The 25,299-nt window shown below is 65.4% G+C and carries 20 protein-coding genes; 12 read left to right on the top strand and 8 right to left on the bottom strand.

The window, feature by feature from the left end:
- Positions 1-3: 3 nt before the first annotated feature.
- A complete protein-coding gene (locus CH302_RS14310; protein WP_176460703.1) occupies positions 4-411 on the bottom strand; it encodes an META domain-containing protein in 408 nt (135 codons plus the stop codon).
- On the bottom strand, positions 404-2,707 hold the full coding sequence (gene secA2 / locus CH302_RS14315; protein ID WP_037192742.1) for an accessory Sec system translocase SecA2: 2,304 nt from the start codon (positions 2,705-2,707) through the stop codon (positions 404-406). The genes CH302_RS14310 and secA2 overlap by 8 nt, the downstream gene beginning before the upstream one ends.
- A gap of 272 nt (positions 2,708-2,979) precedes the next feature.
- Here secA2 and CH302_RS14320 point away from each other — a divergent pair, with 272 nt between their 5' ends.
- From CH302_RS14320 to CH302_RS14340, 5 genes are all read left to right on the top strand, one after another.
- A complete protein-coding gene (locus CH302_RS14320; RefSeq protein WP_037192744.1) occupies positions 2,980-3,774 on the top strand; it encodes an SDR family oxidoreductase in 795 nt (264 codons plus the stop codon).
- A gap of 84 nt (positions 3,775-3,858) precedes the next feature.
- Complete coding sequence (locus CH302_RS14325) at positions 3,859-4,737, top strand: helix-turn-helix transcriptional regulator (RefSeq protein ID WP_037192746.1); 879 nt, start codon at positions 3,859-3,861, stop codon at positions 4,735-4,737.
- A gap of 157 nt (positions 4,738-4,894) precedes the next feature.
- Positions 4,895-5,296 (top strand): GntR family transcriptional regulator, encoded by a 402-nt coding sequence (locus tag CH302_RS14330; RefSeq protein ID WP_037192750.1) that lies wholly within the window; start codon positions 4,895-4,897, stop codon positions 5,294-5,296.
- 17 nt (positions 5,297-5,313) lie between these two features.
- The gene (locus tag CH302_RS14335) at positions 5,314-6,153 is read left to right on the top strand and encodes an ABC transporter ATP-binding protein (protein WP_441347075.1); all 840 of its coding nucleotides are present in this window, start codon (positions 5,314-5,316) and stop codon (positions 6,151-6,153) included.
- A complete protein-coding gene (locus CH302_RS14340; RefSeq protein ID WP_052047834.1) occupies positions 6,150-7,211 on the top strand; it encodes an ABC transporter permease in 1,062 nt (353 codons plus the stop codon). The genes CH302_RS14335 and CH302_RS14340 overlap by 4 nt, the downstream gene beginning before the upstream one ends.
- A 55-nt stretch (positions 7,212-7,266) precedes the next feature.
- Here CH302_RS14340 and CH302_RS14345 read toward each other — a convergent pair whose 3' ends face one another.
- On the bottom strand, positions 7,267-8,043 hold the full coding sequence (locus tag CH302_RS14345) for an SIR2 family NAD-dependent protein deacylase (RefSeq protein WP_037192754.1): 777 nt from the start codon (positions 8,041-8,043) through the stop codon (positions 7,267-7,269).
- A 47-nt stretch (positions 8,044-8,090) separates the two neighbouring features.
- Between CH302_RS14345 and CH302_RS14350 the strand changes: the two genes are divergently transcribed.
- Positions 8,091-8,687, top strand: a complete 597-nt coding sequence (locus CH302_RS14350) for a CHAP domain-containing protein (protein WP_037192756.1) — start codon at positions 8,091-8,093, stop codon at positions 8,685-8,687.
- A gap of 6 nt (positions 8,688-8,693) precedes the next feature.
- Here the strand turns inward: CH302_RS14350 and CH302_RS14355 are convergent, their stop codons facing one another.
- Positions 8,694-9,692, bottom strand: coding sequence for a GGDEF domain-containing protein (locus CH302_RS14355; protein WP_037192758.1), 999 nt, complete (start codon positions 9,690-9,692; stop codon positions 8,694-8,696).
- A gap of 16 nt (positions 9,693-9,708) precedes the next feature.
- On the opposite strand from CH302_RS14355, the gene CH302_RS14360 reads away from it, so the two are divergent.
- Positions 9,709-10,506: a MerR family transcriptional regulator gene (locus CH302_RS14360; RefSeq protein WP_052047835.1), complete on the top strand. Its 798-nt coding sequence runs from the start codon at positions 9,709-9,711 to the stop codon at positions 10,504-10,506.
- A gap of 529 nt (positions 10,507-11,035) precedes the next feature.
- Here CH302_RS14360 and CH302_RS14365 read toward each other — a convergent pair.
- Positions 11,036-12,250 (bottom strand): MFS transporter, encoded by a 1,215-nt coding sequence (locus CH302_RS14365; RefSeq protein WP_037192760.1) that lies wholly within the window; start codon positions 12,248-12,250, stop codon positions 11,036-11,038.
- Between the two features lie 293 nt (positions 12,251-12,543).
- On the opposite strand from CH302_RS14365, the gene CH302_RS14370 reads away from it, so the two are divergent.
- From CH302_RS14370 to treZ, 4 genes are read left to right on the top strand one after another with little or no spacing between them, the layout of a single operon-like run.
- On the top strand, positions 12,544-14,691 hold the full coding sequence (locus tag CH302_RS14370) for an acyltransferase family protein (RefSeq protein WP_037192762.1): 2,148 nt from the start codon (positions 12,544-12,546) through the stop codon (positions 14,689-14,691).
- A gap of 56 nt (positions 14,692-14,747) precedes the next feature.
- On the top strand, positions 14,748-17,039 hold the full coding sequence (glgX, locus tag CH302_RS14375; RefSeq protein ID WP_037192764.1) for a glycogen debranching protein GlgX: 2,292 nt from the start codon (positions 14,748-14,750) through the stop codon (positions 17,037-17,039).
- A gap of 3 nt (positions 17,040-17,042) precedes the next feature.
- Positions 17,043-19,418 (top strand): malto-oligosyltrehalose synthase, encoded by a 2,376-nt coding sequence (gene treY / locus CH302_RS14380; RefSeq protein ID WP_037192766.1) that lies wholly within the window; start codon positions 17,043-17,045, stop codon positions 19,416-19,418.
- Entirely contained in the window at positions 19,415-21,190 is a 1,776-nt protein-coding gene (gene treZ / locus CH302_RS14385; RefSeq protein WP_052047836.1) for a malto-oligosyltrehalose trehalohydrolase, read from the top strand. Before treY ends, treZ begins: the two co-directional genes overlap by 4 nt.
- Here the strand turns inward: treZ and CH302_RS14390 are convergent.
- A complete protein-coding gene (locus CH302_RS14390; RefSeq protein ID WP_037192768.1) occupies positions 21,163-22,710 on the bottom strand; it encodes an MFS transporter in 1,548 nt (515 codons plus the stop codon). The genes treZ and CH302_RS14390 overlap by 28 nt on opposite strands.
- Before the next feature lie 137 nt (positions 22,711-22,847).
- Between CH302_RS14390 and CH302_RS14395 the strand changes: the two genes are divergently transcribed.
- On the top strand, positions 22,848-23,372 hold the full coding sequence (locus CH302_RS14395; RefSeq protein ID WP_037193493.1) for a TetR/AcrR family transcriptional regulator: 525 nt from the start codon (positions 22,848-22,850) through the stop codon (positions 23,370-23,372).
- A gap of 29 nt (positions 23,373-23,401) precedes the next feature.
- Here CH302_RS14395 and ilvA read toward each other — a convergent pair whose 3' ends face one another.
- Complete coding sequence (gene ilvA, locus CH302_RS14400; protein ID WP_037192771.1) at positions 23,402-24,757, bottom strand: threonine ammonia-lyase IlvA; 1,356 nt, start codon at positions 24,755-24,757, stop codon at positions 23,402-23,404.
- Between the two features lie 106 nt (positions 24,758-24,863).
- On the bottom strand, positions 24,864-25,298 hold the full coding sequence (locus tag CH302_RS14405; RefSeq protein WP_037192772.1) for a nitroreductase family deazaflavin-dependent oxidoreductase: 435 nt from the start codon (positions 25,296-25,298) through the stop codon (positions 24,864-24,866).
- Position 25,299: the final 1 nt, after the last annotated feature.

Here is a 25,299-nt window from a genome sequence, read left to right on the forward strand (position 1 = left end):
CGATCAGAATTCCGCGAAGACGATGCGCTGACTCCCGTTGTCCAAGGTCATGGTGCCGTTGTCCCGAGACCACAGTGGTGTGGAGGTCAGGAAAGCCGACAGCCACATGTCCTGCTCCATCAACGCCTCCGGGCAGGCCAGCCGCGTCGACCCGAGGGAGTCGACGGTGATCCTGCCCTGCGAGGTGTCCACGGTGCCGAACAACCTGTTGCACCCCGCCTCGGCCGAGATTCTGTCGTCGACGAACTCGAGCCTGACCGTCGTTCCGGCGACCGGCGTGTAGGAGTCGGGTGCCTCGATCGACGAGTACGTCTTGCCTGCCGGGAATTCGCCGTACGAGTCGGCGCACCCGGAGGCCACCGCACTCGCACCCAACGCGAGAGCGAGAAACGCGCGCCGCGCGTCAGCCACCGAAAATCGGCCCCAGACCGGCCGCACCGGCATTTCCGCGGGACGCGAACGGGTTGTCGTGCACCATGTACGTCCAGGTCGACGTCGGTCGACGCAAGCCGGCTTCGTCCAGATCGATTCCGTCCGAGGTGATTTCGGCCGACTCGAACGTCGCGTGCGAGAGATCCATCGCCTTGGAGGACACCGTCTTGAACGCCTCGACCGCGATACGGTGGTACTCGTCGAGTGGATTCTCTCGGCCCAGTGCGCGCAGGTGGATGCTCTCGCGCACGTCGGCGAGGTGCGCGAGGTAGTCCGACCAGGATCGATCGAGGTGGTAGAGAACGATCTGGCGGGCGACCTCGACCAGAGTCTCCTCGGAGACGGTCTCGCGAAGTTCCTTCGAGCGCGTCGGTGCGTGCTGCTCGAGCAACGTCAACGCCTCGTCGGAGTCGAGCAACGTGGCCCGTCGGCGATCCAGGATCTCACGGTGCTGAGCCGTCAGCTGGTTGTAGCGCCACGTGCGCGAATGTATGTCGAGCATCTGCCCCTCGGCGATGCGTTGTGCGTGATCGACACGGTCGGCCGCTGCCGACGAGGTGAACTTTCCGCTGTCGTCGATACCCTTCGGTGCGTCCTTGTCGCCGATGTTGTTCGCGACGACGTCGTCCTCCCAACTGCCGAAGAACAGTGACCGGCCTGGATCACCCTGCCGGCCTGCGCGTCCTCGAAGCTGATTGTCGAGTCGCTCGGTGGTGTGTCGACCGGTGCCGAGAACGAACAGTCCGCCGAGCTCGGCGATACGTTCGCGATCGGCACCGTCGGGACCACCGAGCTTGATGTCGGTTCCGCGCCCGGCGATCTGTGTCGACACCGTCACCGCGCCGTGCACACCCGCCGCGGCGATGACCGCCGCTTCCTCTGCGTCGTTCTTGGCATTGAGCACCACCACCTCCACGCCCGACGCGGTGAGCGTCTCGGCCAGCGCCTCGGACTCGGCGACATCGTGGGTGCCGATGAGAATCGGCTGACCGGTCTCGTGAATGTCCTTCACCTGCAGCGCAATTGCAGCGTTCTTGTGCTCGATCGTGTCGTACACACGGTCGTCTTCGTCGACGCGCACCGTCGGCACATTGGGCGCAATGACCGAGACGCCGAGGCCGTAGAACGTGCGAAGCTGCTCCCCCGCCGCCATGGCCGTACCGGTCATACCGCACACCGTTGCGTACCGATTGATCAACGCCTGCACGGTGATGGTGTCGAGAATTTCACCGGTCTCGGTGGGGGCGAGCCCTTCCTTGATCTCGACCGCGGCCTGCAACCCGTCCGGCCAGCGCTGCAGTTCGGCCACTCGGCCACGCGAGGCGTTGATCAGCTGCACCCGGCCGTCACGGACGATGTAATCGACGTCGCGCTGGACCAGCACCTGGGCGTGCAGTGCCACATTGACCGCCACCAACGTCGTCCCGACGTGATGCTCGGAGTACAGATCGATTCCGCCCAGTTCCTTCTCCATCCGCAGCGCGCCCTCGTCGGTGAGGAACACGTTGCGTCCTTCGGCATCGGTGTCGAAATCGATACCCTTGTCCAACAACCGGACTGCCTCCATGACCGTCGATGTCGAGACGTCACCGGAGACCGAACCGGCCAACACCAGCGGCACGAGCGCCTCGTCGACCAGCACGGAATCGGCCTCGTCGATCAGGGCAACGTCCGGCACGGGCGCGACCAGATCATCTCGATCGTTCACCAGATGATCGCGCAGAACGTCGAAACCGATCTCGTTGACCGAGGCATAGGTGATGTCGCAGGCATAGGCGGTGCGTCGATCCTGTGCCGTCGACGACTCGCCGATGGAACCGACGGTGATGCCGAGGGACTCGAACAGCGGCTGCATCCACTGCGCGTCACGCTGCGCGAGAAAATCGTTGACCGAGATGACGTGCACCGAGCGCCCGGACAGCACGTATCCGACGGCAGCGATGGCACCGGCCAACGTCTTGCCCTCGCCGGTCGCCATCTCCACCACGTCACCGGCGAGCAATCGCACAGCGCCGTGCAACTGCACATCGAAGGGCCGTAGGTTCAGCGCACGCTCGCTCGCCTCGCGCGTCAATGCCAGATACCGCGGAACGTCGAGACGCTCGGCATCGTCGACGCGCAGAGCGGTCGCCTCGGAGGCCAACTCGTTCTCGCTCAGGGCAGCTGCCCACTCCGCGTGCTCCTGGGCTCGGTCGACGCGTCGACGCGAGGTGCTCTGCGCCTTCTGCGCTGAGCGGCCGAGTACACGCCAGAATCGGTCGGAGCCCAAAGCCATCTGTAATCCCTACCTGAGAAAGAAGAACCGTTCCCACCCACAGTACCGAGTGCGGCCCCGCCCAGCGCTAGGCATCGAGCGGCGTCGTCACCGCGATCCGGCGCGTGCCGTCGTCCGACAGTCGATCCACTACAGGGGGCCTGGCAATACCTGTATCAGCAGGGTCTTCTTGCCACCTTCCAGCCCCCTTAGATTTGTCGCTCAGGTGCGCAGCGGGACCGGCAATGTGCCGCGTCGCTTCCACCGTTTCGAAGCCCCCGGGAGGACGACACATGACAGAGAACCACTTCGTGACGCATACAGAGCTTTTCGACCTGAGCGGAAAGCGCGCGCTCGTAACCGGTGGCACCAGAGGCATCGGAATGATGATCGCGCGTGGCCTCCTTCAGGCGGGTGCCCACGTGGTCATCAGCTCTCGTAAACCAGAAGCGTGCGCGCAGGCGCAGGAACAGTTGTCTGCGTTCGGGAACGTGCGGGCTGTCCCTGCCGATCTGTCCCGTCACGACGAATGTCGGCGACTGTCCGAGCTGGTGACTGCAGAATCAGACCGCCTCGACATCGTCGTCAACAATGCAGGCGCTCTGTGGGATGAGCCGTTGGCCACGTTCCCGGACGAGGCCTGGGACTCGGTCATCGACCTCAATCTGAAGTCACCGTTCTGGCTGGTCCAAGCACTGTTGCCCGCACTTCGAGCGGCGGGTACCGCCGACGATCCCGCTCGGATCATCAACATCGGCAGCATTGCCGGCATTCACATCCCTGCCAGACCCAACTATTCGTACTCCACCAGCAAGGCTGCGGTGCATCACCTCACCCGAGTTCTTGCCAGAGAACTAGGACCTCAGCATGTGACAGTGAACGCAGTGGCACCGGGACCGTTCCCTTCGACGATGATGGCCGCGACCCTCGAGGAACTCGGCGAGGCCATCGCGGCGGCAGCACCACTGCGCCGAATCGGCCGCGACGACGACATGGCCGGAATCGCCGTGTTTCTCGCCAGCCGGGCCGGCGCGTACCTCACGGGCACAGTGATTCCCGTCGACGGCGGCATCGCAACGACCGCGTAGCCCACTTCGGGCTTGTTCTCACCTCGAACGTGTTGCGCGGAGTCTGTCGCTCGCTCGACCCGACAGCCGGACTACGGTGAAGACATGACCGTGACAGTCGCTGCGGCAAACGAGATACGAGATTTTTTGACGTCTCGCCGGTCCCGCATCACGCCCGACATGGCGGGCCTGCCTGTTCACGGCAGCCACCGCCGTGTCAAAGGTCTCCGGAGGGAAGAAGTAGCGCTCCTCGCCGGAGTGTCGGTCGACTATTACGTCCGGATGGAGCGCGGCGCCCTCCGCGGGACCTCGGAGAGCGTGCTCGACGCGTTGGCCTCGGCTTTGCAACTCGACGACGCCGAGCGAGATCATCTGTTCCACCTGGCACGCCGATCGGAAACACCCTCGAGTCGACGACGGCACGTGGCTACGGCAACAGTTCGGCCGGCGCTGCAACAGGTACTCGACGCCATCACCGACGCTCCGGCATGGATCCGCAACGGACGCCACGATGTGCTCGCCATGAACCACCTCGGCCGAGCCCTGTATTCGCCGGTCTTGGCGGACCCCCGCCGCCCCGCCAACACTGCACGGTTCTTGTACTCGGATCCCGAGATAGCCCGGACGTTCTTCGTCGACTACGACCGTGTGACGCGCAATGCGGCCGCAATGCTGCGGATGGAAGCGGGCCGCGATCCGCAGAACGAGCACCTCGTGGCCCTTGTCGACGAACTGTCGGCGAGTAGTGAACTGTTCCGCAGACACTGGGCTTCCGGGGACGTGCGCCTGCACGGGCACGGAAGCAAACGGGTCGATCATCCGGTGGTGGGTCGGCTGGACCTGGACTTCGAGTCCATGGATCTGACCACCGACCATGGCCTGCAGTTGAACGTGTACACCGCGCCCGCGGACGGGCCCACTGCGCGCAATCTGAGGCGGCTGGCCTCGTGGGCGGACAGCGTTTCCTTGGCGACCGAACTCTGAACCATTCGACGTCACTCCCCGAAGAGCGAAACCGACAGCGCCACATCGGCAATGAGCGCCCTCGTCAAGGCCCTGACCTCTCACTGACCGCAAAACCTGGACAAACCGAGGAGTCCGCATTACCGTCTTCCACTAATCAACTAGTGAAAGGGTCTTGATGATCGCGTACCGCATCGATCGTCGGTCCGGCATCCCCACCTATGTCCAGCTGATACTGCAGACCAAACAGGCCCTACGCCTCGGATCACTCACCGTCGGCGACAAGCTCCCGACGGCGAAGGACGTGGTCACGGCACTGGCCATCAACCCGAACACCGTACTCAAGGCCTACCGCGAACTGGAACGAGAAGGCCTGGTCGAACCACGGACCGGATCGGGAACCTTCGTCGTCGCCTCACTGGCGAAACCCGGCATGGCCGAAAGATCGGCGCTCGAGGCCGAACTCGGCCGCTGGATTCGCCATTGCCTCGCAGCTGGACTGGACAGACCGGACCTCGAGGCCATCGTCACCGCAGCACTCGACACACAATTCGACCGACCCGAAGGAAGCGATTCATGACCGACGCGGTTCTCACCATGGACGAGGTGGTCAAGTCGTTCCGACGCAGGGCCGTACTCGACGGATGCTCGTTCGACATCGAAAAAGGAAGCGTCACAGCACTGGTCGGCTCCAACGGTGCAGGTAAGTCGACTCTGATGTCGTTGGCAGTCGGGCTGCTCGCACCGGACGCCGGATCCATCCGAGTGCTCGGCGAGGTCGTGGGCCAACGCGGAATAGCGCCCGGCCTGTCCTATCTGGCCCAGCACAAGCCCCTCTACCCCCACTTCACCGTCGACGACATGCTGCGATTCGGCCGAAACACCAACGTGCACTGGGACGATGCCTACGCCGCCGAGCTCGTCGATGCGGCCGGAATCTCCGTCTCGGCGCGAGTGAAATCTCTCTCCCCCGGTCACCGCACCCGCGTCGCTCTGGCGCTGGCGCTGGGCCGACGACCGGAGGTCCTTCTACTCGACGAGCCGCTCGCAGACCTCGATCCGGTCGCCCGACGTGCTGTGGCCCGAACGCTGATGCGCGACGCAGCAGAGAACGGCACGACGATCGTCCTGTCCTCACACGTGCTGTCCGAGCTGGTCGACGTCGCCGATCGACTACTCCTGTTGCGCGACGGGAGAATTCGACTCGACGGCGAACTCGACACCATCACGGCCGAGCACTACCTGCTCGTCGGGAGCACCGATGCCGAACCCACCGTCGACGACGGAACCATCGTCTCCGACGTATCCGGTTCCAGCGCAGCAGTGTTCGTCGTCCACGGCACCCGGCCGGAGACGACGCCACCGGGCTGGAGCGTCGAAGACGCCACCCTGGACGACGTCGTGCTCGCCCACCTCGGAGCGGCGGTAGCGGCATGATCTGGGTAACGTGGAGACAGTTCCGCGCGACGATTCTGTTCGGAGTGCTGACCCCACTGCTGTTGGCGGCCATCACGATTGCCATCACGCTGATCGACGGCGGTGTGGCACCGATTCCCGCGCTGCAGGGCTGCCTCGGGATCGGTGAGGACTACTGCACAGCGGAGACCGCGCAGAGCCTGGCGATTCTTCTCACGATCGCCCTCCCGGTCGTGCTCGGAACTTTCGTCGGGGTCACCGTGTTCACCCGCGATCTCGAACGTCGAACTCACGTACTCGGTCTGACCCAATCGGTGAGCAGACGACGGTGGTACGGAGTGCGCGTGCTCGTCGTGTTCGTACCGACGATGCTCGCCATGGCACTGCTCGGCTGCGCCCTGTACTGGGCGAAATATCGCACTTCCCCAGGATCGTTCACGTTCATGAGCACCGGCGAATCGCGCTTGGATTTCCCGACATTCGGGGCAACGGGGTTCGTAGCAGGCGCGTACACGGCTGTGGGACTGATGCTCGGCGCAGCATGCGCGCTGGCCATGAGGAACACGATCGCCGCGATGATCACGACCCTCGTCGTGTCCACTGCGTTCCTGGCGCTGCTGCCGACGCAGATCCGCGAGCACTACGCGAACCCCGAAGTCGAGCGACTGACGGTGGAGCAGAAGGTGGGCGACATGTACGGCGGCACCCCTGACTTCTATCTGCCGATGGATTCGATCAGGATCTATCCGCGGTGGAACGTCTCGTCGGACTACGTCGATCGACACGGTGATGCCGTAGCCATCGACCTGCAGCAGTGTGACTGGCCCGACGACTACCGAGACATGAGCGAATTCGAGACGGTCGCAGAATACGAGCAGTACTCCGATCGTCAGCGCGCGAACAACGCCAGAATCGAGATCGACTGCATCCGCGCCCAGGGTGCCGAGGCCTTCCAGACGAAGTACCACGAGGATCGACTGTTCTGGCGATTCCAGGCGATGGAGACAGCCCTGACCCTGGTGATCGCCGGCCTGTTCGGTGGGCTTTCACTGCTGCTGGTTCGGCGACTACGCCCGTGACGGCGGGTCCGTCATCAGACGAAGCAGCGAGTGGCCACCGGCCTGATGTGGCGGATCAGAGTTGGGCAACCAATGCAGGCAATCCCGTCGCGGCCGTGGTGCGCCACCGGTGATCGGCCATGTCCGAGACCTCGGTCTCGACCGGGTTGATCTCGACCACCGTCGCTCCGGCGCTGCGCGCGATCGCAGGCAGCCCGGCGAACGGGTACACCACTCCCGACGTGCCGACGACGAGAACGAGGTCGGCAGTGCGCACCGCGTCCTCGGCCGCCTCCCACGCGGCCTCGGGCAGCGATTCGCCGAACCACACCGCTCCCGGCCTGATCAACCCACCGCACAGCGGGCACTCCGGCGGCGGAACCCGCTGATCGGCCTCGGCCGGAGCATCGGCGGCACCGTCGAACTGCGCTCGTGTCCCACAGTCGCTGCAATACGGCTCGAACAGGCTGCCGTGCACGTGCGCGAGAACTGTGGCCCCGGCCCTCTCGTGGAGGTCGTCGACATTCTGGGTGGCGATGTCGACGTGCGCGCGGGCCTGCCATTGAGCCAGTGCCACGTGACCGGCGTTGGGCTCGGAGCGCCGGACCAATTCGGCTCGCCATCGATACCAGCCCCACACCAGGTCACTGTCGGCCAGCCACCCCTCCGGGCTGGCGAGATCCTTGGGGTCGAAGTCCTTCCACAACCCGCTCTGGGCGTCCCGGAATGTGGCGATCCCCGACTCGGCGGACATGCCTGCGCCGGTCAGTACGGTGATCCGCGACGCCTCTCGCGCGGAGTCCACGACAGGCTGCGGAACGGCAACGGGCGACTGATTCTCGGAAGTGGTCACACGGTCATTGTGCCGAGCGGTGTGGCACGTCGCGCTACCGTGGTCGCATGAGCATCGACACCACCGCGCGCACTCGACGACGCTGGCCCCTGTGGTCGGCGGCCTGCGCCGCTGTCGTCGTCGTGGTGGCGGTCGGAATTCTGTGGCTGGCACCGAGCCGGTATCTCCCGTGGGACACCGAAGCCTTCCCCGAGGTGAACGCAGGCGAGCTGACCACCGATCAGGCCCGTGTGGTCGAACTCCTCCGTACCGAGCACGAGCAGCAGCGGCCGGGGACGTTCTACGCCGAGGGCGTCGACGAAGCGTGGTGCGCGGATTTCGTCAGCTGGATCATGAAGGAGGCGGGCCTGCCGTTGTCGAACCCCAATTCGGGTTCGTGGCGGATTCCCGGCGTCTACACCCTGCAGGAGTACTACCAGGAGCAGGACCGATTCGAAGCGGTCGGTGGCTACACGCCCTCGGTGGGCGATGTGGTGCTCTACGACAACACCAGCTGGGCCGGCCAGCACACCAACGTGATCGTCGCGGTGGACGGCGACGAGGCCATCACCGTCGGCGGCAACGAAGCCGGCAAGATCAGGGTGCACACGCTGCACTACGCATCCGATTCCGGGGTCGTCGGATTCGGTCGCCTGCAGAACTGACGGTCGTCACGTCGGAATCGCGGCTGCGTCCCCGTACGAACGCGCACCACCGTCGCGTTTTGCTCGGTAGAGCAACATGTCCGCGCGGTCGAAGCAGTCGTCGACGGACTCCCCCACACGCAGTGTCGTGTAGCCGGCCGAGAATGTCTGTCCGTCGGGCACGACCGCCGACAACTCGGCCAGCACGGCCGACATGGTCGTCGGACCCACATCGGGCATGACGAGAGCGAATTCCTCGCCGCCCCACCTGGCGATGGAGGCTCGACTGCCGAGCAGGTCCTCGGCAGCAGCAGAGAACTGAATCAACAGCCGATCACCGCGTCCGTGACCGTACTTGTCGTTGTACGACTTGAATCGATCGAAGTCGACCATCGCCAGAGCCAGTGCGACACCGGCAGCACGCGGTGTCGTCAACTGATGCAGCCGATCGCGCCATCCACGCCGGTTGAGCAATCCGGTGAGGGCATCGGTGTGCGCGGCCTGGCGGAGGTCGTCCTCGAGGCGCCGACGATCGGTGATGTCGTGCACGACGGCCATCGTCCACCGAATGCCCCCGGGGCCGGGGACCTCACTGGCCGAGATCCATCCCCACCGCACCGTGCCGTCCGGATGCAGGTAGCGCTTCTCGACGTGGACCGATTCCCCACGCGCCTTGGCGTCGTCCATGATCTGTTCCATGGCGGCGTGCTGGGCCAGATCGTCGGGATGGGTGAATTCGCGAGAGGACCGGCCGGCCAACAGATGACGCGGACAACCGACGATTGCCGCGTACGCCTCGTTCGCGAGAACCAACAGTCCGTTCTCGTCGGCCAGTGCCAATCCGACCGTGCTGGCCTCGAACATCTCCCGATACCAACGATCGGTGTCGACCATCTTCAGCCAGGTCTCTTCCTCGAACAGTGCGAACCACGTCGAATCGCACGGACCACCGAGAATACTCGGTGCGTCGCACAGGGGCCGCCTGTGAGCAGGGCGCTGCCGATCTTGACCTTGACGTAGCGTCACGGTTCACACTGAACACATGAGAATCGGATCCCTGGCCGACGCCGCCGGAACGACACCTCGAACAGTGCGGCACTATCACCGTCTCGGCCTGCTCGGTGAGCCACGCCGTCTGTCCAACGGCTATCGCGAGTACACGATCGACGACGTGGTTCGACTGATGAGAATCCGTTGGCTTGCCGACTGCGGAATGCCTCTCGGCGCGATAGCTGCCGCCCTCGACCGATCCGCGACGGACGAGAGCGACGTGGTCGCCGATCTACGCGCTCTGTTGTCCGGTATCGAATCGCAGCAGAAAGCTCTGGCGCACAGGCACACTCGCTTGTCGGACCTGCTCGACGACGCCGTCGAGCATCGTCCACTGACCGCGCTGCCGCGCGATGCGGCGGACACACTGGCCGCGCTGATCGATGCCGCTACCGAGACCGACCGCGAAGCGCTGCTCCGCGAGCGTGACCTACTCGAGGTGATGGCGATCTCGGGCACCGTCCCCTCGTCGTTCTTCGAGTCGATGACAGCGACGCTGGCCGATCCCGACACGCGGGTGAAGTATCTGGCGCTCCTGCGCAGATTCAGCGCGCTCGAAGGCCGAGGGGTCGACGATGCCGCAGCCGACATCGATTCGCTCGCAGCAGAATTGGCGTCGGTGCTCGATATTCCCGCTCTCGTTTCGGCAGAGCCGGAGGTCTCCACCCACGAGACCGGCCCGCTGAGTATCGACGACATCGTGCCCGATCCCGCTCAGCGCGCAGTGATCATCGAAGCCATCGCACGTCTGCAGACCAGCGAACCCAGCCGCCCCGGTGCTGCTCGATGACGGTCCACACCCCGGTCCGGGTCGGCAGATGGCACGCACTGCTGCTGTGGGCGCGGGGACGGCATGCGCCGATCGGCGCGGACTCGGCAGTGTTCACCGCGGTACGTGGAACTCTTGCGATGCCGGTGATGTTCGGCGTCGTCACCGTCATCGAGATGGTCGTTCTGCATCTGCTGATTCCGGTGCTGTGGATCAGTGCAGTCCTCGCAGCTCTGTCGGTGGCGTCACTGATGGCGCTCACCTCGTCGGTCGCGCTGGCCCGCGTCCATCCTCACGTTCTCTCGCCGACCACGCTCACTCTGCGAACCTCCGGGAAGGTCGTCGCGACGGTGGACCGAGCGACCATCGTCTCCGCCCGAATCCACCGCCGCTACGGCGTCGTGTCGCCGACGCTCGACGGCGGCCGACTCGTCCTACCGAATCAGGACGGCACCACCGTCGACATCGATTTGTCCTGCCCTACAACGGTTGCCGTGCCCTCGCCCCTGCAGCGGTGGAGGGTCGAGGGCAGCGCCCACTCCTTCGGTCTTCAGGTGGACGATCCCGCGGCACTGGTTGCAGCGCTCGGTCGGCCCGCCCCCGCGATCGGATTCGCGTCGGCGCGTCGGAGCAGACCGGTCGCGAACAACAACACCATCAAGGCAGCCGCCGTGATGCCGGATCCGGCCCAGATGGGCGAGGTGTAGCCGAGACCGGCCGAGATCGTGACACCGCCGAGCCACGCGCCCAACGCGTTTCCGAGATTGAACGCGGCGATGTTCGCGCCGGACGCCATCGTCGGAGCGTCGGATGCGAACGACATCACCCGCATCTGCAGCCCCGGGACCGTTGCGAAGCCGAACGCACCCATGAGCACGAGAGATGCGATCGTCGCCGGACGACTCTCCGCGGTGAGCGCGAAGAAGACGAGTACGACGGTCAGCGCACCGAGCAGAATCGTCAGCGTGCCGGTGAGGTTGCGGTCTGCCGCCTTGCCGCCGAGATAGTTGCCGACGAACAACCCGCCGCCGAACAGCACGAGGAGCCACGGCACCGAACTCGACGCGAAGCCACTGACGTCGGTGAGCGTGAACGCGATGTACGTGAACGCACCGAACATGCCGCCGTACCCGAGCACCGTGACCACGATGGACAGCCATACCTGCACCGATCGGAACGCGCGCAACTCTCGCCGCAGATTGCTCACCTCACCGCTCCCGGTGTCGCGAGGAACGAGGGCGGCGATGCCGATCGACGCGACGATGCCGATCACCGTGATCGCCCAGAACGTCGAGCGCCAACCGTGGTTCTGACCCAGGAACGTCCCGAACGGAACTCCCAGGACGTTGGCGGCGGTGAGGCCGGCGAACATCATGGCGATGGCTCCGGCCTTCTTCGCCGGCTCGACCAGGCTCGCCGCGACGACGGCACCGATGCCGAAGAACGCTCCGTGACACAGCGCTGCGACGACGCGGCCGAACAGCATCATCTCGTAGCTGCTCGACAGTGCGGAGACGAGATTGCCGACGATGAACAGGCACATCAGTGCGAGCAGGACGTTCTTGCGAGGAAACCGTGTCACGGCTGCGGTGACGATCAGGGCACCGACGACGACGGAGAGCGCGTAGCCGGTGATGAGCCAGCCGGCGGTGGCCTCGGTGACCGCAAAATCGGCCGCGACTTCGGGCAGTAGGCCCATGATGACGAATTCGGTCAAACCGATTCCGAATCCCCCGATGGCGAGGGCGAGCAAGCCGAGTGGCATGTCTGAACTCCTGGATGGAAGATGCGTACGCATTTATCGAGCTATCGCGTTTAGTTGCACGCGCTTGATAAATGCTTGCATACGCCTCATACATGCGCAAGCCGTACGATGCGCAATTCGCCCGAAACCGCCCCCGAACTGGGCCGATTACGGCAAAGCAGACTCCGAGGAGTACTTCACCTCACGTACACGTATTGTTTGCCCCAGAATCCCGGTCTCATCAAGATCGGGTACCACCGTCCGCGACCCCCGACCGAGTGGTCGATACACAGCCGGGAAGTCACTTCTCCTCCATGCACGTACCCCACAGCAGAGCCGGCACCGATTCGGTCGCCGATCCCTCGGCCCCGGTTGTTGCGGCTCAGGGGGACACAGCTCCGCCGCCCAGCGGTACGCACCGGCCACCGCAACGCCGAGATCTCAACGGCCTGCGCGGTGTCGCGATCGCCCTCGTTGTCGTGTTCCACATCTGGATGGGTCGGGTCTCGGGCGGCGTCGATGTATTCCTCACCCTGTCCGGCTTCTTCTTCACCGCATCTCTGCTTCGATCGGCCGAGGCCGGGGCAAGCCTGAATCCGTTCACCCGGATCACGCGGGTGCTGCGCAGGCTCGGGCCTCCCCTGCTGATCACATTGCTTGCGGTTGCCGTCGCATCGGTGTTCCTGCTGCCGCGCACTCGTTGGGCCGACCTGGGCGATCAACTGGTATCCGGTGTCTTCTACTACGTGAACTGGCAGCTGGCGACGACGGCCAACGACTACCTTGCGGCCGACCCCTCGGTGAGCCCACTGCAGCACCTGTGGTCGGTGGCCGTGCAGTTCCAGTTCTATCTATTGGCCATTGCCGTCGTGTTCGGTCTCGCGTGGATACGACGCACCGTGCGTCCCGACGGACCACGAAGCCTTCGACCGCAGACGTTCGCGGCGATATTCGCCGTGATAGCGGTGGTGTCCTTCGTCTACGCAGCAGACGGTGTGCAACGCCATCAGGCGTGGAACTACTACGACACCGGTGCGCGGCTCTGGGAGATCATGCTCGGTGCCGCCGTCGCCGCCGTGTTCGCCGCACGAAGCCACGGTCCGACCGAGACGTCGTCGCGATACCCCCGCTTGTCGTCGACCGTGCGCTCGGTTCTCGCCGTGGTCGGCATGACCGTCATCGTCGGGTGCGGCTTCGTGGTCGACGGAGTGATTGCCTTTCCCGGCCCCCTGGCCCTCGTTCCGGTGTTGGCCACCATCGCGTTGATCGTCGCCGGCTCCGAGACCGCCGTCGCGGCCACGCTCTCCAATCGGTTCTTCGCCTGGGTCGGATCGATCGCGTTTCCGCTGTACCTGTGGCACTGGCCGCTGCTGATCTTCTATCTGTCGGCCACCGGCCGGCCCCACGCCGACGTACTCGGCGGTCTCGGCATCATCGGAGCCTCGGTCGCACTGGCATGGCTCACCGTCCGTCTCGTCGAGCGCCCCACCCAGTCGAGCACGTTCACTCCAGGACGCATCGCGGTCACTGCGACCGCGGCGATCGCCGCCGTCGCAGTGACGGCCGGCTCCGTCGCATGGAACGTCCACATCGATCGGTCGATCACCGCGGTGCAGGCGGATGGATCGGTCGACGAACTGACTCACCCCGGAGCGCTCGAGCTGACCGACGGGATTCGCGTGGAGCCGGCCGACGTCAGTCCGCCGCTCTATTCCGCTCCCGAGGATCTCCCCGTCACCACCCTCGAAGGCTGTATCGCGGATTTCGAGACCCGGGACGCGATCTCCTGCACCTACGGCGACGTCGACTCGGACCGGACGATCGTGCTGGCAGGCAGTTCACATGCCGAACACTGGGTGACGGCCCTCGACACACTCGGCCTCCGGCACGGCTTCAAGGTCGTCACGTTTCTCAAGATGGGCTGTCCGTTGAGTGCGGACACGATGCCGATGCTCGGCCCCAACGAGTACCCCGACTGCCTGGATTGGACGCAGACCGTGCTCGCCGACGTGGCCGCGATGCAGCCGGACTACGTGTTCACCACCGCCACCCGCCCCCGAGAGGACGTGCCCGGCGACTACACCCCCAACTGGTACGCCTCTGTGTGGCAGCAACTGATCGGCGACGGAGTGGGAATACTGGGTGTCAGGGACACCCCGTGGCTCGCGTATCGGGCTATCGACTGCCTCGCCGACGGCGGCACGGCCGCCTCGTGCGGTATCCCGAGGGACGAGGCGTTGGACCCCGTCAACCCGGCCCTTGCCTCCTCGTTCCAGCTGCCCGGGTTCTCTGCTCTCGACCTGTCCGATGCCGTGTGCGACGACACCGTGTGCCGCGTCGAGCAGGGCAACGTTCTGATCTACCGTGACGAACACCATCTCACCGCGACCTACGTGCGAACTCTCACCACCGAGCTGGGCCGACAGATCGGATCGGCCACCGGCTGGTGGGCCGGACCGTGACCGGAGCGGCTCGCGCTCGGTAAGCCCGGGCCCACCCGTCACAGTAGGGTTGATCCATGCTGCACGAAGCCTCCGACGACACGCCTGCCATCGCAGTATGGCCGGGATCCGCTTATCCGCTCGGCGCGACCTACGACGGAGCAGGAACCAATTTCGCACTGTTCTCCGAGGCCGCGGAGGCCGTGGATCTGTGCCTGATCGCCGACGACGGAACCGAGACCCGCATCCGCTTCGAGGAGTCCGACGGCTACGTCTGGCACGCGTATCTGCCCACGGTGGAACCGGGTCAGCGCTACGGCTACCGCGTCCACGGCCCATGGGATCCGGCAGCCGGGCACCGCTGTGACCCGAGCAAGCTGCTCGTCGATCCGTACGGCAAGGCGTTCGAGGGATCGTTCGACGGCGACCGATCGCTGTTCTCGTACAACATGGACGCGCCGGCTCCCGAACCCGAGGCCGAGGTACGGATCGACGAGGAATCCGCGGATTCACTCGACGCCGAGGCCCCGTTCGAGGACGCCACCGATCTCGCCGATCCCGACGACGAGATCATCGAGGACGCTCCCACCGCGCACGACGACGTGCCGAACAACGACTTCCCCCAGCACGATTCGCTCGGACACACGATGACCACCGTCGTGATCAACCCCTTCTTCGACTGGCAGGCCGATCGCGCCCCCAAGCGCCCGTATCACGAGACGGTGATCTACGAGGCCCACGTCAAGGGCATGACGATCAACCATCCCGACATCCCCGAAACCGAGCGCGGCACCTATGCAGGCCTGGCGCATCCGGTGATCATCGACCACCTCAACCACCTCGGTGTCACGGCCATCGAGCTGATGCCGGTGCACCAGTTCATGCAAGATCAGGTTCTGCTGGACAAGGGACTGCGAAACTACTGGGGCTACAACACATTCGGCTTCCTGGCCCCGCACGCCGAGTACTCCTCACACAAGTCCCCCGGTGCCGCGGTCACCGAGTTCAAGGCCATGGTTCGTTCGTTCCACGCCGCCGGCATCGAGGTGATCCTCGACGTGGTCTACAACCACACGGCCGAGGGCAACCACATGGGCCCGACCATCAGCTTCCGCGGCATCGACAACGCCGCGTACTACCGGCTCGTCGACGGCGACCTCGAGCACTACATGGATTACACCGGTACCGGCAACAGCCTCAACGCGCGACACCCGCACACGCTGCAGCTCATCATGGACTCACTGCGCTACTGGGTCACCGAGATGCACGTCGACGGATTCCGATTCGACCTCGCGTCCACTCTGGCTCGCGAACTGCACGACGTCGACCGCCTGAGCGCGTTCTTCGATCTGGTGCAACAGGATCCGGTCGTCAGCCAGGTGAAGCTGATCGCCGAACCCTGGGACGTCGGCGAAGGCGGCTACCAGGTCGGTAACTTCCCCGGCCTGTGGACGGAATGGAACGGCAAGTACCGCGACACCGTGCGCGACTACTGGCGGGGCGAGCCGGCCACGCTGGGCGAGTTCGCGTCGAGACTGACCGGATCCTCGGATCTGTACGAGGCCACCGGCCGTCGCCCCGGTGCCAGCATCAACTTCGTCATCGCGCACGACGGGTTCACCCTCAACGATCTGGTGTCGTACAACGACAAGCACAACGACGCCAACGGCGAGGACAACAACGACGGCGAGAGCCACAACCGCTCGTGGAACTGCGGCGTCGAGGGCCCGACGGACGATCCGGAGATCCTCGACCTGCGTGCTCGCCAGATCCGCAACATCATGGCGACGTTGCTGCTCAGCCAGGGCACGCCGATGATCGCCCACGGTGACGAGATGGCGCGCACTCAGCAGGGCAACAACAACGTCTACTGCCAGGACTCCGAACTGGCCTGGATGGACTGGTCGTTGGCCGAGAAGAACGCCGAACTGATCGAGTTCACCCGCAACGCCATCGCGCTGCGTGCCGAGCACCCGGTGTTCCGGCGTCGACGGTTCTTCGAGGGCCGTCCCATTCGAACCGGCGAGCAGGCCCGAGACATCGCCTGGCTCACCCCCGCGGGCGAGGAGATGACTCCGGAGGACTGGGACAGCGGATTCGGCAAATCGCTCACCGTGTTCCTCAACGGTGACGGAATCCCGGAACCGAACCAGCGCGGCGAGCGCGTGGTGGACGACTCGTTCCTATTGTGCTTCAACGCACATCACGAGACCATCGAGTTCGTGACCCCGGACGGAAACTACGCCAAGGAGTGGACGGTGGCGCTGAACACCGCGTCGCGAACCGGGACAAGTGAGAAATCGATCGAAGCGGGTACACCGGTGGAAGTCACCGCTCGTTCCTTGCTCGTTCTACGAAAGACTGCCTGACATATGCCGCTGCCCACCAGTACATACCGGTTACAACTGCGGGGCGATGCCTTCACCCTGGCCGACGCCTCCGACGTGGTCGATTATTTACACGACCTCGGGGTCACCCACCTCTATCTGTCGCCCATCCTCACTGCGACCGAGGGCTCGACCCACGGTTACGACGTCACCGACACCTCGACTGTCTCGGCCGCACTCGGGGGCCGAGAGGCATTGACGCAGTTGCATTCTCGTGCTGCCGAACTGGGCATGGGGATCATCGTCGACATCGTGCCCAACCACGTCGGAGTGGAGGATCCGCGGCAGAACGGATGGTGGTGGGACGTACTGCGGCGTGGTCGCGACTCCGAGTACGCGACGTACTTCGACATCGACTTCGGAGCCGACAACGGCGTCGACGGCAAGATCGCCATCCCCGTCCTGGGTAGCGCGAGCGACGTCGGCGAGCTGACCGTCGACCGCTCCGAGGACCAGCCTCTGCTCGCGTTCTACGAGCACCGCTTCCCTATCGCCGACGGCACGGACAGCGGCGACGCGCAGGCCGTGCACGACCGTCAGTCGTACCGACTGGTGAGCTGGTCCGACGGGCTGATCGGGTACCGACGGTTCTTCTCGGTGAACGGCCTGGCGGGAATTCGGCAGGAAGACCTCGACGTCTTCACCGACTCCCATCGTCAGGTGGCCGGTTGGATCGAGGACGGTCTGATCGACGGACTTCGCGTCGACCATCCCGACGGTCTGGCCGACCCCGCCGGCTACCTCACCGAACTACGCGGACTTCTCGGTCCCGATCGATGGCTGGTCATCGAGAAGATCCTCGCCGACGGCGAACCGTTGGACGAGTCGCTCCCCGTCGACGGTACGACCGGATACGACGCCCTGGCCGCGGTCGGCGGAGTGTTCGTCGACCCCGAGGGCGTGCACGCGCTCACCGCGTTGTCCCAGGTGCGCTCGGGCATCGCCTACGACAGCGAGACGCTGCACGAGACGGAACTCGACCTCAAGACCGGTGTCGCCCGCGGGGATCTGTCCCCGGAGGTACGACGCCTCGCGCGGGCCGTCGTGCGCGAGTCCGGCACGAGCGTCGATCTCGAGTCCGTCATCGACGCGATCGTCGCCGTCGTCGCGGCCGTTCCCGTGTACAGGACCGACTACGCGCCGCTCGCCCGCGTCCTGCCCGGCGTGATCGCGGAGATCGGCGAGGAGCAGCCCGAACTGGCAGCCGGTCTCGGTGCATTGACGACAGCTCTCATCGGCGGTGCCGAATCGCCGGTGCGATTCGATCAGGTGTGCGGTGCCGTCACCGCCAAGGGTGTCGAGGACTGCTTGTTCTATCGCGCCAACCGGCTCATCTCGCTGCAGGAGGTCGGCGGCGATCCCAGCCGATTCGGTTGCAGCACAGAGTTCTTCCATCTCACCAATGCGGACCGCGCGAAGCGTTGGCCTGCTGCGATGACCACGCTGTCGACTCACGACACCAAGCGAGGCGAGGATGTGCGAGCGCGCATCGGCGTGCTGTCACAGACTCCCGAACTCTGGGCCCGATGCATCACCGACTGGGAAGAACTGGCCCCGAGTCCCGACGGCACCACAGGAATGTTCTTGTGGCAGAACCTGTTCGGAGTCTGGCCGACGGACGGCGTGGTCACCTCCTCGTTGCGTGAACGCGTCCACGCCTACGCGGAGAAGGCGATCCGCGAGGCAGCCCTTCGCACGACGTGGACCGACCCGGACGAGGAATTCGAGTCCGCGGTACACAGCTGGCTCGACGCGATCTTCGACGGTGCCGTCGCGCGTTCGATGTCGATGCTCGTCGAGAAGCTGGCTCCGCACGGCCATTCCGACGCACTGGGTCAGAAACTGTTGAACCTGGCCGGGCCCGGTATCCCCGATGTGTACCAGGGCACCGAGTTGTGGGAGGACTCGCTCGTCGACCCCGACAACAGACGGCCCGTCGACTACTCGGTTCGTCGATCGATGCTCGCCGCGTCGAACTCCGCTGCGCTCTCGGTCGATACCGGTGCTGCCAAGCTCGCCGTCGTTCGCTCCGCACTGCACGTGCGACGCGAGCGACCCGAAAGTTTCGTCGGCGGAACCTACACCCCCATCGTCGCGAACGGATCCGCAGCCGAGCACCTCGTCGGATTCGCGCGTGGCCCACTGGCCGGCAACGCCGACGTGATCGCACTGGCCACCAGACTCTCACTCGGCGTCTCCGAGCAGGGTTGGGGTGAGACAACCGTGTCCCTGCCCGACGGCCGCTGGCGCGATCGGATCACCGACGTCGAACACACCGGCACCGTGTCGGTGGCCGAGGTGTTCGCCTCACTCCCGGTCGCACTTCTGGTGCGCGACAACGAAGAAGCGGTGACACAGTGACATCGACAGCAGCGACATCGACAGCAGCGACATCACCGGCAGCGACTCGTCGGTTCCAGGTCTGGGCGCCGACGCCCGAGACGGTCCGCCTCCAGCTCGACGACACGGTGCATCCGATGCAGCGCTCCTCGAACGGGTGGTGGCACGCGGATGTCGACTGCAGCCCGACGAGTCGTTACGGCTTCCTGCTCGACGACGCAGACAAGGCGCTCCCGGATCCGCGGTCGCCTCGGCAGCCCGACGGCGTACACGAGCTGTCCCAGGTCTTCGAAGTCGATCCGACGCTGTGGACCGACGCGGCCTGGACCGGACGGCAACTGCCCGGCTCGTCGATCTACGAGCTGCACATCGGCACGTTCACCGACGAGGGCACGTTCGACGCGGCCATCACCAAGCTCGATCATCTGGTCGACCTCGGAGTGACATTCGTCGAGATCATGCCGGTCAACGGGTTCAACGGCGTGCACAACTGGGGCTACGACGGTGTGCTCTGGTACACCGTGCACGAGACGTACGGCGGCCCGGAAGGCTTGCAGCGCTTGGTCGATGCCTGCCATGGCCGCGGCATCGGCGTCGTTCTCGACGTGGTCTACAACCACCTCGGCCCGTCCGGCAACTACCTGGACCGCTTCGGCCCGTACATGACCGAGGGTGCCAACAGTTGGGGCCAGGCGATCAACTACGCCGAGGCCGACTCGGGCGAGGTGCGACGCTACGCCCTCGACAACGCGCTGCGGTGGTTCTCCGAGTTCCACATCGACGCGCTGCGACTCGACGCAGTACACGCGATCGTCGACCACACTGCGGTGCACCTGCTCGAACAGCTGTCGATCGAAACCCGAAGCCTCTCGGCACATCTGGGTCGGCCACTGACCCTGATCGCCGAGAGCGATCTCAACGATCCGATGCTGATCACCGCTCGGTCGGGCGGCGGTTACGGACTCGACGCCCAGTGGGACGACGACATCCACCATGCGATCCACGCCGCGGTCTCCGGTGAGCGGCAGGGCTACTACGGCGATTTCGGTTCGCTGCAAGGGCTTGCGAACACGCTGCGGCAGGGCTTCTTTCACGCCGGAACGTACTCGAGTTTCCGGGGCCGTATCCACGGTCGCCCGCTCGACACCCGACGAATCCCGGCCAGCTCCCTGGTGACCTACACGACCACGCACGACCAGGTGGGCAACCGTGCGATCGGCGACCGACCGGGCTTCTACCTCTCCCCCGGCCAGCTCGCGATCAAGGCCGCCCTGGTGCTGACCTCGCCCTACACTCCGATGCTGTTCATGGGCGAAGAATGGGGAGCGTCGACGCCGTTCCAGTTCTTCACCTCGCACCCCGAGCCCGAGCTGGGCAAGGCCACCGCAGAGGGGCGCAAAGCGGAGTTCGCCGAGCACGGTTGGGACAAGAGCGACATCCCGGATCCGCAGGATCCCGAGACGTTCACGCGATCGAAGCTGAACTGGGCCGAGCTGGGCGACGGCGATCATGCGCGACTGTTGGCCGTCTACCGCGATCTGTTGCGGCTGCGCCGTGACCGGACCGAACTGACCGATCCGTGGCTCGACCACGTGAAGGTGGAGTACGACGAGGACGCGAAGTGGATCGTCGTTCGCCGAGGCCGCATCAGCGTGGTGTGCAACCTGTCCGAATCCGCGGTGACGGTACCGGTCGGCGGCTCCGCACTGCTCGAGTGGGAGCCGACGACCTCGGACCGGACCGGCTCCGCCACCACGGTTCCTGGTCACTCCGTCGTCGTGCTGGAGTCCTGACGCCTGCGTAGATTGACCAGGACGAACACGGCGGTGATCGCCAGCACCACCGCGGTGGCGACGGCCGCGACATGCATGCCCGATACGAACGCAGCATGTGCGGAATCGAGCAGAACCGTCGCCACCGAGTCCGGCAACTCACGAGCCACCGCATCCGCTCCGCCGAGTGTCTCGCCTGCCTTGGCTCCGAGCTCGGGGGTCAACTGAGTGACGTCGATTCCGCGACGGAAGATGGCCATCACCACGGTGCCGAGCACGGCGACACCCAGCGCGATACCCAGCTCGTACGCGGTCTCCGACACCGCCGAGGCAGCTCCCGCTCGTTCGGGTTCGACGGAGCTGACGACCAACTCGGAGGTCAGCGTCAGCGCGACACCGACTCCCGCTCCGACGAGGACGAATCCGGCGATGAACAACGCCGGGCCGCTGTCGGTGGCGAGGCCGACCAGGAGGCCTGCGCCCGCGGCGGCCACGAACATCGCGACGCCGAGAACCGTTCCCGCGCTGAAGTATCGAACCAGCACCGCAACCAGCAGTGAGGTGACGATACTGGCGGCCGTGCCCGGTAGCAGCAGCAATCCGGCTTCGAGCGGGCTGTTGCCGAGTACGAGCTGCAGGTACTGCGAGCCGAAGAACAGCACCCCGGCGAGGGCGAACACCGACAGGAAGTTCGTGGCGACGCCCGTCGAGAACGCCCGGTTCGCGAACAGCCTCAGGTCGATCATCGGCGCGGCGAGGGTCCGCTGCCGGCGGACGAACACGAAGCCGGCGATCACACCGATCACGGCGGAGAGCAGGTACACCACGTCGAATCCGTGCGCTGCGGTTTCTTTCACCGCGAACACCACGGGCACGATGGCGAGCATCGACAGCGCCGAACTCGTGAGGTCGAAGCGGCCCGGATTCGGATCCTTGGACTCGGGAATCACCAGTGGCCCGAGCGCGATCAGCACGATCATCACGGGAATGTTGATGAGAAACACCGAGCCCCACCAGAAGTGCTCGAGCAGCCAACCGCCCACGAGTGGACCGGCCGCAGCACCGCCACCCGCCATCGCGCCCCACACGCCGATGGCGGCGACACGCTGACGCGGGTTCAGGAAGATGGTCCTGATCAGGCCGAGCGTCGCGGGCATCAAGGTCGCGCCGGAAATACCTTGCAATACCCGCGCGGCGATGAGCATCTCGGCGCTGGTCGACACAGCGGCGACGAGCGAGGCGATACCGAAACCCGCTGCTCCGATCAGTAGCAGTCGGCGACGGCCGATGCGATCGCCGAGCGTGCCCATGGTGATGAGCAGGCCGGCCAGGACGAACGAGTAGACGTCGATGATCCACAGCAGCTGGTTGCTGGTCGGCGCCAAGTCCGAACTGATGAACGGCAGTGCCAGATCGAGGACGGTGCCATCGACAGCGATGAGCAGCACCGCGAACGCCAGCACCACCAAACCGAGCCAGTCCCGAGGGGTCGCCCGGTGCTCGGATCCCCCGGCCACCTCGTGCACCGAACCGGTGCGCATGTCACTCACTACATCTCCTACGTTCTGCGCTCGGTGCGCCGGCGATGGCCGGGTCCGAAACGCCTGCGAGCACCAACCGTCCAGCCGGTACAGTGATCGAGAGTACCGCGAACCGTCCAGCCGGTAAAGTGACTTTCATGTCATCGGACACCCGCGACCGACTACTCGACGCACTCGAATCGATGCTGATCGAACACGGCATGACCAAGGTGACCCTCGACAGCGTCGCCGCCGCCGCAGGCGTCTCCAAGGGCGGTCTGCTCTATCACTTCAAGACCAAGGACGCGCTGATCGCCGCCATGGTGCGACGACTCGGCGCCCAGGCCGATCAGCAGCGCGCCGACGCCGCAGCAGGCGGAACCTCGGTGGCCGAGTGGTATCTGCAACCGCCCGACTCCATCTCCGAGAAGGAGATTGCGCTGTATCGATCGACCCTGGCCGCGTTACGCAGCGTCGACGGCAATTCCGGCGAGGTGCAGGACGCCGTCACCGAAATGATGCGGTTGTGGGACGAGGGTCTGCGCACCGAGATCGACGATCCGGTCCAGGCCGAGATCATCAGACTCGTCGGCGACGGGATCTACCTCGGTGCCCTCCTCGATCTTCCGGGAGTGGACCCCGACCTGCATCGACGGGTGGTCGATCGCCTTCTCGGCCGGTGACTTCGCGCGGGTACGTTCGGTGTGCCGACTCAGGTCAGATAGCGGTACACCGGGGAACCCGGCTCCAGCTGCTCGACGTGCAGGTGCGAATCCCGCATGCGTTCGAGAAGCGGGCCCAATCCGCTCGCGAACCCGAGTTCGATGCCGACCAGTGCGGCACCGGTCTCCCGGTTGTTTCGCTTGACGTACTCGAACAGCGTGATGTCGTCCTCGGGGCCGAGTACCTCGTCGAGGAATCGGCGAAGCGCTCCGGGTTCCTGCGGAAAATCCACCAGGAAGTAGTGCTTGAGCCCCAAATGCACCAGAGAGCGCTCGAGGATCTCGCCGTATCGGGAGACGTCGTTGTTGCCACCCGAGACCAGGCATACGACGGTACTGCCGGGGGCGATGTCGAGGTGTTCGAGCGCAGCCACCGCGAGTGCACCCGCGGGCTCGGCGATGACGCCCTCGTTCTGGTACAGCGCCAGCATCGCAGTGCAGATCGCGCCCTCGTCGATCTGCGTGATCAGGAACGCACCGGGGCCTGCACTGTCGAACACCGGCGCGGTGAGCAGCGGCAACGACGCGTGCGAGACCACGCTCGCGCCCAGCGACCGCAGCGCGGCGTACGGCACGTCTCCGATGCGGCGGACGGCAGCTCCGTCGACGAACGGATCGATGTCGGAGAGCGTCACCGGGCCACCGGCGATCAGTGCGGCGGTCATCGACGCGGCTCCGGACGGCTCGACGCCCACCAGTGAGGTCTGCGGTGCTCGCTCGCGCAGGTAGCTCGAGATGCCCGCGATGCATCCGCCGCCGCCGACGGGCATCACGACGACGTCCGGCGCGCTGCCGAGCTGGTCGACTATTTCGGCGGCGATGGTGCCTTGGCCGGCCACGGTACGGGGATCGTCGAACGGCGGCACCATCGTGGCACCGGTACGAGCGCTGTCCTCGGCCGCCGCTGCGGCAGCAGCGTCGAACGTGTCCCCGATGACGATGAGATCGACGAACTCGCCGCCGTGCACCCGGATTCGGTCACGCTTCTGCTTGGGGGTGTTGGCCGGGACGTAGATCCGCCCCCGCACCTGCATCGTCCGGCACGCGAACGCGACGCCCTGAGCATGGTTGCCTGCACTCGCCGTCACCACGCCCACGGAGCGCTCGGCGTCCGTCAGCTGATCCATCAGGTTGTATGCGCCGCGAATCTTGTACGACCGCACGATCTGCAGGTCCTCGCGCTTGAGGTAGACCTTCGCGCCCGTCTCCGCAGACAGTCGCTCGCACAGCTGCAGGGGCGTCGCCGCCACCACCGAAGAAATTCGCACGGCAGCGGCATCGATGTCGGCAGCGGTGACGGCTACCGACGATGAGTGCTGGGAGGCGAGTTCAGGGGATGAAGACACCAGGACATGCTGCCACCAGCGTCGAACGGTTGCCCATCCGGGACCGTTCCACGCTGGAGACCGGGTCGTTCCGCAGGCTCGACTCCGGAACGCCGGCGACGCCGTTTCAGGCGCGTGAGAGTACGAGAACAGGTATCTCGCGGTCGGTCTTCTTCTGATACTCCGCGTAGTCGGGGTACGCGGCAACCGAACGTTCCCACCACACGGCCTTCTCGTCGCCGGTCACTTCGCGTGCGATGTAGTCGTGCTTGTCCGGACCGTCCTGCAGCTCGACGAGCGGCTCGGCCTTGACGTTGTGGTACCAGACCGGGTGCTTCGGTGCTCCGCCGAGCGAGGCGACGATGGCGTACTCGCCGTCGTGTTCGACCTTCATCAACGGCGACTTGCGCAGCTTGCCGCTCTTGTTGCCCTTGGTGGTCAACAGCACCACCGGCATGCCGTTCATCATCGTGCCTTCGGTTCCGCCGGAGTTCTCGTACAGCTCGGCCTGCTCGCGGGGCCAGTCGGATGAACTCGGTTCGTATTCTCCTGTCAATGGCATG

It is taken from the genome of Rhodococcus sp. 15-2388-1-1a, assembly GCF_002259145.1.
Lineage (GTDB): Bacteria > Actinomycetota > Actinomycetes > Mycobacteriales > Mycobacteriaceae > Rhodococcoides.

Excerpts from the sequence above, each read along its gene's own strand:
- CH302_RS14325 (WP_037192746.1), top strand. The coding sequence starts at position 3,859 with ATGACCGTGACAGTCGCTGCGGCAAACGAGATACGAGATTTTTTGACG.
- CH302_RS14360 (WP_052047835.1), top strand. The coding sequence starts at position 9,709 with ATGAGAATCGGATCCCTGGCCGACGCCGCCGGAACGACACCTCGAACA.
- CH302_RS14320 (WP_037192744.1), top strand. The coding sequence starts at position 2,980 with ATGACAGAGAACCACTTCGTGACGCATACAGAGCTTTTCGACCTGAGC.
- glgX (WP_037192764.1), top strand. The coding sequence starts at position 14,748 with ATGCTGCACGAAGCCTCCGACGACACGCCTGCCATCGCAGTATGGCCG.
- CH302_RS14330 (WP_037192750.1), top strand. The coding sequence starts at position 4,895 with ATGATCGCGTACCGCATCGATCGTCGGTCCGGCATCCCCACCTATGTC.
- CH302_RS14340 (WP_052047834.1), top strand. The coding sequence starts at position 6,150 with ATGATCTGGGTAACGTGGAGACAGTTCCGCGCGACGATTCTGTTCGGA.
- CH302_RS14390 (WP_037192768.1), bottom strand. The coding sequence starts at position 22,710 with ATGCGCACCGGTTCGGTGCACGAGGTGGCCGGGGGATCCGAGCACCGG.
- CH302_RS14405 (WP_037192772.1), bottom strand. The coding sequence starts at position 25,298 with ATGCCATTGACAGGAGAATACGAACCGAGTTCATCCGACTGGCCCCGC.
- CH302_RS14350 (WP_037192756.1), top strand. The coding sequence starts at position 8,091 with ATGAGCATCGACACCACCGCGCGCACTCGACGACGCTGGCCCCTGTGG.
- treY (WP_037192766.1), top strand. The coding sequence starts at position 17,043 with ATGCCGCTGCCCACCAGTACATACCGGTTACAACTGCGGGGCGATGCC.
- CH302_RS14395 (WP_037193493.1), top strand. The coding sequence starts at position 22,848 with ATGTCATCGGACACCCGCGACCGACTACTCGACGCACTCGAATCGATG.
- CH302_RS14365 (WP_037192760.1), bottom strand. The coding sequence starts at position 12,250 with ATGCCACTCGGCTTGCTCGCCCTCGCCATCGGGGGATTCGGAATCGGT.
- secA2 (WP_037192742.1), bottom strand. The coding sequence starts at position 2,707 with ATGGCTTTGGGCTCCGACCGATTCTGGCGTGTACTCGGCCGCTCAGCG.
- CH302_RS14335 (WP_441347075.1), top strand. The coding sequence starts at position 5,314 with ATGGACGAGGTGGTCAAGTCGTTCCGACGCAGGGCCGTACTCGACGGA.
- CH302_RS14370 (WP_037192762.1), top strand. The coding sequence starts at position 12,544 with ATGCACGTACCCCACAGCAGAGCCGGCACCGATTCGGTCGCCGATCCC.